Annotated in this window: 14 protein-coding genes; 7 read left to right on the top strand and 7 right to left on the bottom strand. The window is 42.0% G+C overall.

From position 1 onward, the window contains the following. Positions 1-188: 188 nt before the first annotated feature. Positions 189-419, bottom strand: a complete 231-nt coding sequence (locus CLV51_RS27035) for a DUF3820 family protein (protein WP_211302136.1) — start codon at positions 417-419, stop codon at positions 189-191. A 116-nt stretch (positions 420-535) separates the two neighbouring features. Further along, positions 536-1,198: a DUF4136 domain-containing protein gene (locus CLV51_RS27030; RefSeq protein ID WP_106531235.1), complete on the bottom strand. Its 663-nt coding sequence runs from the start codon at positions 1,196-1,198 to the stop codon at positions 536-538. Positions 1,199-1,389: 191 nt separating this feature from the next. On the opposite strand from CLV51_RS27030, the gene CLV51_RS27025 reads away from it, so the two are divergent. The 3 genes from CLV51_RS27025 (at position 1,390) to CLV51_RS27015 (ending at position 2,864) form a co-directional block, all read left to right on the top strand. After that, positions 1,390-1,803, top strand: coding sequence for a response regulator (locus CLV51_RS27025; RefSeq protein ID WP_106531234.1), 414 nt, complete (start codon positions 1,390-1,392; stop codon positions 1,801-1,803). Positions 1,804-1,939: 136 nt separating this feature from the next. Further along, a complete protein-coding gene (locus CLV51_RS27020) occupies positions 1,940-2,422 on the top strand; it encodes an SRPBCC family protein (protein WP_106531233.1) in 483 nt (160 codons plus the stop codon). 112 nt (positions 2,423-2,534) lie between these two features. Further along, the gene (locus CLV51_RS27015) at positions 2,535-2,864 is read left to right on the top strand and encodes a hypothetical protein (protein ID WP_106531232.1); all 330 of its coding nucleotides are present in this window, start codon (positions 2,535-2,537) and stop codon (positions 2,862-2,864) included. On the opposite strand, the gene CLV51_RS27010 is transcribed toward CLV51_RS27015, so the two are convergent. Next, the gene (locus tag CLV51_RS27010) at positions 2,846-3,727 is read right to left on the bottom strand and encodes a class I SAM-dependent methyltransferase (RefSeq protein WP_106531231.1); all 882 of its coding nucleotides are present in this window, start codon (positions 3,725-3,727) and stop codon (positions 2,846-2,848) included. The two genes, CLV51_RS27015 and CLV51_RS27010, sit on opposite strands and share 19 nt — an antisense overlap. Before the next feature lie 255 nt (positions 3,728-3,982). Between CLV51_RS27010 and CLV51_RS27005 the strand changes: the two genes are divergently transcribed. Then, positions 3,983-4,456 carry an Lrp/AsnC ligand binding domain-containing protein gene (locus tag CLV51_RS27005; protein WP_106531230.1) on the top strand — a complete coding sequence of 158 codons (474 nt, stop codon included), beginning with the start codon at positions 3,983-3,985 and terminating at the stop codon, positions 4,454-4,456. 134 nt (positions 4,457-4,590) lie between these two features. Here CLV51_RS27005 and CLV51_RS27000 read toward each other — a convergent pair whose 3' ends face one another. From CLV51_RS27000 to CLV51_RS26985, 4 genes are all read right to left on the bottom strand, one after another. Continuing rightward, entirely contained in the window at positions 4,591-5,766 is a 1,176-nt protein-coding gene (locus tag CLV51_RS27000) for a THUMP domain-containing class I SAM-dependent RNA methyltransferase (protein WP_106531229.1), read from the bottom strand. Positions 5,767-5,988: 222 nt separating this feature from the next. Next, complete coding sequence (gene map, locus CLV51_RS26995) at positions 5,989-6,753, bottom strand: type I methionyl aminopeptidase (protein ID WP_106531228.1); 765 nt, start codon at positions 6,751-6,753, stop codon at positions 5,989-5,991. Positions 6,754-6,783: 30 nt separating this feature from the next. Continuing rightward, positions 6,784-7,215 (bottom strand): preQ(1) synthase, encoded by a 432-nt coding sequence (locus CLV51_RS26990; RefSeq protein WP_106531227.1) that lies wholly within the window; start codon positions 7,213-7,215, stop codon positions 6,784-6,786. A 115-nt stretch (positions 7,216-7,330) separates the two neighbouring features. Beyond that, positions 7,331-7,873, bottom strand: a complete 543-nt coding sequence (locus tag CLV51_RS26985) for a riboflavin biosynthesis intermediates N-glycosidase (RefSeq protein ID WP_106531226.1) — start codon at positions 7,871-7,873, stop codon at positions 7,331-7,333. A gap of 346 nt (positions 7,874-8,219) precedes the next feature. On the opposite strand from CLV51_RS26985, the gene CLV51_RS26980 reads away from it, so the two are divergent. From CLV51_RS26980 to CLV51_RS26970, 3 genes are read left to right on the top strand one after another with little or no spacing between them, the layout of a single operon-like run. Beyond that, positions 8,220-8,645 carry an organic hydroperoxide resistance protein gene (locus tag CLV51_RS26980; RefSeq protein ID WP_211302134.1) on the top strand — a complete coding sequence of 142 codons (426 nt, stop codon included), beginning with the start codon at positions 8,220-8,222 and terminating at the stop codon, positions 8,643-8,645. 11 nt (positions 8,646-8,656) lie between these two features. Further along, the gene (locus CLV51_RS26975; RefSeq protein ID WP_106531225.1) at positions 8,657-9,334 is read left to right on the top strand and encodes a type 1 glutamine amidotransferase domain-containing protein; all 678 of its coding nucleotides are present in this window, start codon (positions 8,657-8,659) and stop codon (positions 9,332-9,334) included. A gap of 24 nt (positions 9,335-9,358) precedes the next feature. Then, on the top strand, positions 9,359-9,787 hold the full coding sequence (locus tag CLV51_RS26970) for a MarR family winged helix-turn-helix transcriptional regulator (RefSeq protein ID WP_106531224.1): 429 nt from the start codon (positions 9,359-9,361) through the stop codon (positions 9,785-9,787). Positions 9,788-9,872 lie beyond the last annotated feature (85 nt).

The following is a 9,872-nucleotide window of genomic DNA, read 5'->3' as shown; positions in this document are numbered from 1 at the left end:
CCATAATAAAATCGGGGGGAGCTCCCCCGATTTTATTACAATGTTTTTTTCTTCTGTATCACTTACTCACAAAGTGATGCAGGGTATTTTATGTCGATTTTACCCGGACAACAATGTCTTATAATCAAAAAAATAAAATCAGTGTAATCAGTTTAATCGGGAGAAAGACTAAAACCGCAGGCTTTATACTACCCTCTTTTCTTTAATGGATTTAATAATTGTGTAAGGCCATTCATCTTAATGACCAGCATTGTTTCCAGGAGTGCACCCAGTTTACCTTTAGGAAAGCCTTTGCGCTGAAACCATTCCAGGTAGCTCACCGGCAAATCACACAGCACCACGTCTTTATATTTGCCAAAGGGCATCTTCATCACTACCAGTTGTTGCAGCATCTCCGGATCGGGCTGTGTCATCTCCATAAAAAATCTGATTTATGTTAGCAGTTAGCTTTTAGAAAATGCAGCGAAGATAAACGTTTTAATAATTTGTTCTTCGCTGCATTTTCTAAAAGCTAACTACTAAAAGCTAATTGCTACTATCTTATTAATCCTGCATCTTTCAATGCCTTGGTAACTGTTTTGGCATAAGCCACTGCAAATGATTCCAGGCTATTGGGGTTATATGTTTCTGATTGTCCTGACCATACCAATTTATCTTCCTGTGTCAGGTCATAGAGATTACTTTCGAGGAAGTAGGTTTTATCTGTGGTGTAATAACCGGGGGTATAAACGGAGCCGTACATATAACCATAGTATCCCCAGAAGTTGCCATACCAGCCATAGGCCGGATACGGCGCGTACATCACTGAACCTGGTACATAACGTCTTTCAGATTCCTTATTGATGAGAGAAACCGTTAACACTGCCTTATAGCCTGCCGCCAATATTTTCTTTTCTGATACTTCTTTTGAGGTTTCAGGATTAAATCCCGGTGGAAATATATCCAGGCTTCTTCCTGCAATTAATCCGTTCTTTTTTAAGGAAGCTGCCAGTTGTGTTTCAATGGTTTGCCTTGCTCCTACATTGGGCGACAAAGAAGTTACCAGTATCTCGTGATAACCCTGTGAGGCTACTGCAGGCGCTTTCCAGGTGCCCGTCATGTGTACGGTAGTGCCGCAGTTGACCAATAACAACGCCATCAATACCAATAACAAAAATGATATCCGGTGTGTGTTTACGCGGGAGATGATTACATGCATAAGATATGTTTTAGTGAAATCTGACAGTGAGTAATAGTTGCAAGACATATGTATCCTCAACAATGTGCTGTTAAAAAAGTTTAACGTATAGCCGTGCTGACCGGCTCTTTATCCGTTATAACATCTATTAAAACATCCTAATCTCCGCAGTTGATAATAAAGTGTACATTTGCAACCTAGCACATCCTTTTATGGATACTAAAAACGACCAGGAAATAACAACGCTGTTACTGGTGGATGACGATCCTGATGATCAGGAATTATTTAAACTTGCCCTCACAGAAATTAAGCGAGCAGTATCATGTGTAACTGCCTCCAATGGCCAGGATGCACTGGATCAGCTTACCACAAGGGCATGTGCTCCTGATCTGATTTTTTTAGATATGAACATGCCGATGATGAATGGCCTTACTTTTCTGGGAAAGATCAAAGAGATTGATGCCCTTAAACGTATACCTGTCATCATTTACTCCACCAGCAACGAACCCCGGGAAATCAGTGCGGCCAAAAAAATGGGCGCCAGTGATTTTATTACCAAACCGACGAAGTTCGCCGACCTCTGCCAACTGCTGCATCATATACTGCTCTTGCATATTAATGTCTGAGCAACTGACTGTTTTTACTCCCTGTTATTTACCGGTATCAGGAATAGCCGGTGATAATTTCGTAAATTAGAGATGCTTATTCCCAGCGTATTTGCCAGGAGTAAATACTTCCTGATTATGTCTAAAATGTGTTGTCATGGAAACGATATATCACCAGGTATGGATGAATACCACTCCCGATAGATTATATGCCGCTATAACCGAACAGGATGGTTTTAACAAATGGTGGGAACCGGCCATCATCGCTAAACCTGAATTGGGTTTTATAAATGAATTTGATATAGGCAGACATGGTATCAACAAAATGCTGATCACTGATCTGAGGCCACTGCTGCGGGTAGAGTGGGAATGTGTTTCTGAAATAACCAATAAACACAGTCCCCTCTCTGAATGGAAAGGCACCTATATCAGCTTTGAGCAGCATTCTGAAAGTGGGGTGGTTATCCTCGACTTCCGCCATGGCGGCTGGGCCGCGCAAACACCCAATTTTGGTCTTTGCAGCTTTCATTGGGCCAGGCACCTGGGCATGCTTAAACATTATTGCGAAACCGGTGAATCTATGATAGACCATGAGGCTGAAGCCAAACAAAGAAATGCTATACTGGACAGAAGACTATAATTCCTTATTTACCGAAAGAAAAAATGCTTTTACCGAAAGAACTATGTGCTTCCTCTTTTAATGATTTTCATACATACCTGTGCCGTTTATTTTTACAGAAAAATAGATGCACATGTTCAATATCACCCTTATCCTCACTGCATTACACCTGATCTACTACCAGGCTACCAACAGGGCAGATCTGTTTCCCTTTAACAATATCCGGCATCACGATATCCGCGAAAGACTGGCCGATACCATGATTAGTTTTATCACCCTCCTCATTCCTTTGCCTGCCTTCATCCTGCACAGTAAAATATGGATAAGCCTTATTACTATTTTAAGTGGTTTATCTATCGCAGAAGAATGGAATACCTGGTGGCATATCTATTTTTGGAATCCGGAAAAAGCATGGGTAAAAACAGCACAACACAATATGATCACCTATGCACGTGCAGCCTGATTTCTCCGTGCATAAGCCACCCTGTAAAACTCATAACCCTTTTCCGTTCTTTCGGGCATATACTTGTTGCGATACTCCATCGCACCTAAATCTTCCAACAGTGTAAAATTATATCGCTGCAAATAATCCTTTAATGCAGCCGGATTAAACCCGAAAGTCCATTTCTCTTCCAGCTCCGACACATCCTGCAATAATTTTTCACCGCCATAAAAAACAGCAGGATTTTCCAGCACTTCCTCATGCACATAAGTGAAGATCACTGCAGATCCGGGAGCGAACTGTTGTAAGAAGGTAAACGTATTATCGATGGCTTCTTTATGCAGGTAATTGGTAACTCCTTCCCAAATGATAGCCGTTTGCAACGAATAATCGAAATGATGCAAAGCCCCCAGCTGATCCAGACTTTGCTCATTAAAATCTATCTGATAATAATGAATTCCTGCCTGTGTTTTCAATGAACCGAGTTTAGCGAGTTTAAACCGGGAAGTATTGGGATGATCAATTTCAATTACCGGTACTGTTTTCAAAAAAGGTAACCGTAATCCGCGGGTATCAAAGCCGGCGCCAAGGATCAATACCTGCTGTGCACCATTGCTAACAGATTGCTGCAACAATTCATCAATATATTTTGTACGTGCGATGCCGGAAGACAATGCCCCCGGAATCTTTTTCCTGATAATACTTTCAGCTATAGATCTCCATCCGGGGATCATGCAAAGCCATACCGCAGCCTTGAGTCCATTGTCCAGAAAAGAGGTGGCATACTTATCTGTGAAGAGCCTTTTTTTGTGTGAGCGGGTTGTTTCCAATGCCCGAAACAGCGCCATGTACTGTGCTGTTCTGCTGGTAGCGGTAGCTTTCATGGGTTATTTAATTAGCGTTTTACCCTATCACAGGGATATAATTTTATCAGTACCACGGCGTGTATACATCACTGATAGTTGTTTGCGGTAATGCTAAAGATACGTTCTCCATGGTCACTATTAGTCATGATAAGGATAGCGGGAAGCATAGATTTTGCTGCTCAGCTTGTTATTAAATTTATTTAAAGAGATAATTTTGCGATTATTTCAAAATAATACCTATTTTTAGAAAATATTCTAAATCGCATTGCGAAAATGAGCCACTCTTTAAATATTGACAAATTAGACTTACAGATCATCTCAGAAATGTCAACCGATGCAGGTATCTCCTATGCTGAGCTGGGAAAGAAATTATTTGTATCCGGCGGAACCATCCATGTACGTATTAAAAAGTTGCATGAAATGGGTGTGATAAAAGGTACGCGGTTGCAGGTAAATCTGCGTGCTATTGGCTACGATGTACTGGCCTTCATAGGCATTTATCTCGAAAAAAGTTCTTTGTACGAAAACGTTGCCAAACAATTATTAAAGATCCCGCAGATAGTACGATTAAACTATACAACGGGTTCCTATAGTATGTTTGCAGAAATTATCTGTAAAGATAGTGGTGAGTTACGTAAAATTTTGCAGGACGATCTGCAACATATCAAAGGCATTGAGCGCACCGAAACAATCATTTCTCTGGAAGAAAGTTTTTCCAGACCTATCAATGTTAGCGAAGTAGTATAACCATCAATTTATGGTATAGTAACGCTGTTCTTTTCAGGGCAGCGTTTTTCATGTTCTTATCTGTTATCATCAGGAAGATGCAGAAGGAATATGACAGTGCTTCAGGGACCTGAGATCCCTGAAGCGATTTATTTTTAAGCCAGCTTTCTCACATCACGGGTACCTGCATACAGTTCATATTCCAGCAGGCGGCAATCGATCGTACTGTTATAGAATTCTATCCTGCGTTTGGCTTTAAGACCTATTTTCTTTGCCAGTTCCAGGTTTCCGGTGAAAACATATCCAAAGTAACCACCACATTTTTGTTTCATGAAATCGCCTATGCGGCCATAGGTTTCTTCCAACGCTTCTATTTCTCCCAGACGCAAACCGTATTCCGGGTTCATGTATACTACGCCGGCAGCGCCTTCCGGCACTTCTGTGTCGGCAAAGTCGCATACCCTGAACTCAATCATATCTTCCACCCCGGCGGCTTTGGCATTCTTACGTGCATTTACGATGGCCATGTCGCTGAGATCTGTAGCAAGGATGCGCAGTTCAGGCACTTCTATGATCTGTTTCTCCAATCGTCCTCTTTCCTCAAGGTATACCGCTTCATCAAAACCACGAAGGTGCATGAAGGCGTAGTTGTCCCTGAAAAGGCCCGGGCGGCTGTTGGTGGCTATCAGCGCCGCTTCTATGGCTACTGTACCGGAACCACACATCGGGTTGATGAAAGGCGATTTCCTGTCCCACTTAGACGCCAGGATAGTAGCCGATACCAGCGCTTCCAGCATGGGGGCGCGACCTGGTATCTTGCGATAACCGTGTCTGGCGAGGGAGTCGCCGGAAGTATCTACAAATATTTCTGCATTTTCATTTTTCCAGAAAAGGTGAATTACCGCACCGGTGAGTTCTGCACCTGAAGAAGGACGGGTGCCAGTTTTTTCACGTAAACGGTCTACCACCGCATCTTTCACACGGAGGTTGGCAAACATGCCATTGTTGATCGTTTCGTTCTGCACGTTGCTGGTAATAGAAAAATAGCCATTATCCGGCAGCACTGTTTCCCATGGATAGGTATTCAGGTTGCTGTAGATTTCATCGGCATCAAGGGCCTCAAATTGTTTCAGGCTGTACAATACCTGGCTGGCGCAGCGAAGGTTGAGGTTAAGGCGGATACATTCATTCAGCGTAGCATTCAGGCGCACACCAGTAACGAAGGTTTCTTCTACAGTAAATCCCAGTTCTTTCACTTCCTGCTCCAGGAAGGGTGTTAAACGCTTGTTACAGGTGATTGTAACGGTTCCCTTTGTTGTATATAAAGACATAAGGCGGCAAATTTACCAATCTTTATGTTAATCCGTACCCATTCATTAATTTAACGCCCACAATTAAATAAAATCCTAATTCAGGCATCGACGCTGTTACTACGTCCAAAGGCTTGCAGGTATTGATTTACAATCCGGCGGTTACTGGAAAGGAATAGTTCAACGGCCGTAATGTTCGCGGGTAGCGGTTTCCGGGATGGTATACTGCAACTGCAGGAATAATTAATTCCATATATCGTTGGCAGCCGTCAATATAACAGGTTTGCCTTCTGTTACCACAATGGTATGTTCGTGTTGCGCTACAAAGCCGCCATTGTTGCCAATGAGCGTCCATCCATCCTTTCCTTCATTGGCGAAAGAAGACTCAGTGGCAATAAATGTTTCTATGGCTACCACCGTATTCTTTTTAAAACGGGTGTTGTTAAAGCGTACGTAGCAATTAAGAATATCATCCGGCGCTTCATGCAAACTTCTGCCAACACCATGACCAGCCAGGTTACGGATCACGCGATAACCTGATTTTTTTGCTTCCGTTTCTATTAACCGGCCTATATCAGATACCTTCACGCCTCCTTTAATGTGGTGTATTGCCTTATAAAGTATTGCTTTGGAAGCGTTGACCAGTGGCTGATGTTGATGAATATCCTTTCCCAACACAAAAGAGCCGCCGTTGTCTGACCAAAAGCCATCCAGTTCTGCAGACACATCTATATTCACCAGGTCACCTTCCTGCAAAACCTTTGTGGCAGAAGGAATACCATGTGCAATTTCTTTATTAACGCTGATGCAGGTCCACCCGGGAAAGCCGTAAGTGAGCCTTGGAGCTGACTTTGCGCCTAGCCTGTTTAAGATATCACCGCCAAAATCATCTACTTCTTTTGCGGTCATACCTGGTTTTGCATAGTTTCTCATTTCCTTCAGGGTGATAGCTACTACCTCACTGATTCTTTTCATCCCCTGCAATTCTGCTTCTGAAGTAATTGACATGATTTTTTATTTAAAAGTACAGATTTATGATTACATCAGAATACCCCATTCATCATCACGTTCCGGGTAATCTTTAAAACGTTCGGTGCCACCTCTGTCTTTCCAGTCGGAGTCAATTACCAGCTTGGAACTGATACCACCTCTGGGATTACAGATGAGCGTAATGCGCAAACGGTCTGCCTCGTAGGTTTCCATCATGTGATCATAAACGATATTGATAAGGCGCTCGTAAGACACAATGATATCACGCAGATGATATACATAATGTTTGAGCGATTTTAGTTCGATGATCTTGTTTTTAGGATAAAAAGTGATGTACAGTTTAGCAAAATCCGGTTGCTCCTGCATGCCCAGGAAGGTAAACTCAGGCACCTTTATCTTCATCTCATATTTTTCTTTCGACGGATTGGGTAATCCTTTCAGGATTGTTTTATCAATGTGGTGATAAAGTTTTTTAGTCATAATAGGCTTATGAATGATAGAATATTACAAATGTAATATCTCTCCCGGACAATAACCAAAGCATGATCCCGGGAATTATATTACCTATAAAATCTATACTTGGGCCTCGTTCATATTATTTTAATTGATCCCTTACCACCATTAACGCGTAACCAAGCAGGTTCTCTCCGCGCCACTGTAAAGGGTTTTCCACGTGTTCGTCAGCAGCTGACATACCAATACCCCAGATGCGATCCATTGGACTGGCTTCTACCAGCACACGTTGATGTGTATTTAATAAAAAATCTTTTAAGGCGGGGTGTTGTGAAAACTTGAGCAGATTGCCAGCTACCACCAGTTCAAACTTATGTGCGTCCCAGATGGCAGGATCAAAATTTTTCACTTGTCGTCCCAGCTTTTTTGCTTCATCCGGTGAATTAGCCAGGAGTATTTTTTCCAGCGTTACATTGTCATTGAATAATTGTGCTTTACCCGCCATCATCCAGTGCTCCGCGGTTTTATAAACAACGCCGTTCTTTTCAAAAGCGGATGGCATCCACTGGCTAAAACAGCTTTGTGTAATGCTTCCATCTGCTGAAGGCTGGTGGCCCCAGAAAAAGATGAATTTAATTTTTTCTTTGGCTGTATATTTTGTTATCAGCCATTCATTATTATACATCACTTTGTTGAAATTTATCTTTGAAAATATTAAAGGTGTCCTGCTTTTCAGATGTATTATATACCACGAATACAATGCCTGAAAATGCTTTGACTATTTCTATTCATGTCATCTTTCTTTTCCACCAGCGTACAGGAATTATAAATTGGAATAACAATTCTTTTGGATAGTGAAGGGTTTATCATTTGTTTACGTCAATATGACGCAAAGTAAAAGAATATTTATTTAACGGCCATATTTTTTTATATCTCGGGATAAAATATACGCAACAGGGTTCTTTCAAAAATAAATTTGGAATTAAATTGTACACAATCTAATTTTACAAAATAAATATAAAACAAACATCATGACATCCATAGAAAAATTATACACGGCACATGCAACCGCTACCGGTGGCAGAAGCGGACACGTAAAATCCTCAGATGGCGCATTAGACCTGGAAGTAAGAATGCCAAAGGAATTAGGCGGCAGCGGCGGCACTTACAGCAACCCGGAACAATTGTTTGCAGCAGGCTATGCGGCTTGTTTTGACAGCGCACTCAACCTGGTTATCAGGACCGCTAAAATTCAGACAGGCACCACTACCGTTGCGGCGGAGGTTAGTCTTGGTAAGAACAATACCGGCGGTTATGGGTTATCTGTAAAGTTAGATGTAGCTATTCCGGATACAGACAGAACGGTAGCGCAGCAATTGATGGAAAAAGCACACCAGGTATGCCCCTACTCTAATGCTACACGAGGTAATATTGAAGTTGAATTAACACTTATTTAAATTTTGATCTCATGAAAGTATTGATTGTACTGACCTCACATAGTGAGTTAGGTAATACTGGTCACAAGACCGGCTTCTGGATTGAAGAATTTGCAGCACCTTATTATGTACTGGCAGACGCGGGTGCGGAAGTAACCATTGCTTCTCCTAAAGGCGGACAACCACCTATTGATCCGAAAAGTGAACTGCCGGACTTTCAAACAGCGGCCACCAAAAGGTTTGATCAGGACGACACTTTAAAGAAAAAACTGGCTAATACAGCGAAACTGAACGAAGTGAACGCTGCAGATTATGATGCCGTGTTTTATCCCGGTGGTCATGGCCCGCTGTGGGACTTAGCCAACGACCCCAGCTCTATTGCACTCATTGAAACTTTTTACAAACAACACAAACCTGTCGCCTTTGTATGTCATGCACCGGGTGCATTGATTAAAGTGAAAGGCCCCAATGGCGAACCGCTGGTAAAAGGCAAAGAAGTAACCGGTTTCAGTAATACGGAAGAAGAAGCAGTACAGTTAACGAACGTTGTGCCGTTCCTGTTAGAAGATGAATTAAAAAAAGAAGGCGGCATTTATAGCAAAGGCCCGGACTGGCAACCTTATGCATTAAAGGACGGATTGTTGATCACTGGCCAGAATCCAGCCTCCTCTGAAGAAGTAGCGAAAATATTACTGGAAACATTAGCTTAATTTCGTGTTGTTAAATTTTTACAATTGAAACAACTAAAGTTATCCAACCAGCTTTGCTTTCCTATTTATGCATTGTCAAGACTGGTCACATCACACTACCTGCCATTGCTCAACGAGCTGGATCTTACCTACCCGCAATACCTGGTAATGCTATTATTATGGGAACACCAGACCTTGTCTGTAAAAGCACTGGGGAAGGAATTACGGCTGGACTCCGGCACTTTAACCCCATTGCTGAAAAGACTGGAAAGTAAAAAGATGATTAAGCGGGTACGCAGTAAAGAAGATGAACGTATTGTGAATATTCATTTAACCGAACAGGGATCGCAACTAAAAATACAGGCAGCAGATATTCCGAATCAGATACAGTGCAGCATGGGATTTACTGCTGAGGAGTTTAAAACATTGAAGTCGGTGATTGGTGGGGTTTTGCGACGGCACGCAGAAGAATAGTTTTTGTCTTTCTCCCGATTAGGCTGATTATACTGATTATCCTGATTTTATTTTGATTATAAAATCAGGGTAATCAGTATAATCA

The sequence above is a fragment of the Chitinophaga niastensis genome (genome assembly GCF_003014755.1).
GTDB classification, from domain to species: domain Bacteria; phylum Bacteroidota; class Bacteroidia; order Chitinophagales; family Chitinophagaceae; genus Chitinophaga; species Chitinophaga niastensis.
This window is presented reverse-complemented; position numbering and strand designations above follow the sequence as displayed.

Coding starts and splice junctions, on each gene's coding strand:
- CLV51_RS27035 (WP_211302136.1), bottom strand. CDS start 419: ATGGAGATGACACAGCCCGATCCGGAGATGCTGCAACAACTGGTAGTG.
- CLV51_RS26985 (WP_106531226.1), bottom strand. CDS start 7,873: ATGTATAATAATGAATGGCTGATAACAAAATATACAGCCAAAGAAAAA.
- CLV51_RS27020 (WP_106531233.1), top strand. CDS start 1,940: ATGGAAACGATATATCACCAGGTATGGATGAATACCACTCCCGATAGA.
- CLV51_RS27015 (WP_106531232.1), top strand. CDS start 2,535: ATGTTCAATATCACCCTTATCCTCACTGCATTACACCTGATCTACTAC.
- CLV51_RS26990 (WP_106531227.1), bottom strand. CDS start 7,215: ATGACTAAAAAACTTTATCACCACATTGATAAAACAATCCTGAAAGGA.
- CLV51_RS27010 (WP_106531231.1), bottom strand. CDS start 3,727: ATGAAAGCTACCGCTACCAGCAGAACAGCACAGTACATGGCGCTGTTT.
- CLV51_RS27005 (WP_106531230.1), top strand. CDS start 3,983: ATGAGCCACTCTTTAAATATTGACAAATTAGACTTACAGATCATCTCA.
- CLV51_RS27000 (WP_106531229.1), bottom strand. CDS start 5,766: ATGTCTTTATATACAACAAAGGGAACCGTTACAATCACCTGTAACAAG.
- CLV51_RS27030 (WP_106531235.1), bottom strand. CDS start 1,198: ATGCATGTAATCATCTCCCGCGTAAACACACACCGGATATCATTTTTG.
- CLV51_RS26980 (WP_211302134.1), top strand. CDS start 8,220: ATGACATCCATAGAAAAATTATACACGGCACATGCAACCGCTACCGGT.
- CLV51_RS27025 (WP_106531234.1), top strand. CDS start 1,390: ATGGATACTAAAAACGACCAGGAAATAACAACGCTGTTACTGGTGGAT.
- CLV51_RS26975 (WP_106531225.1), top strand. CDS start 8,657: ATGAAAGTATTGATTGTACTGACCTCACATAGTGAGTTAGGTAATACT.
- map (WP_106531228.1), bottom strand. CDS start 6,753: ATGTCAATTACTTCAGAAGCAGAATTGCAGGGGATGAAAAGAATCAGT.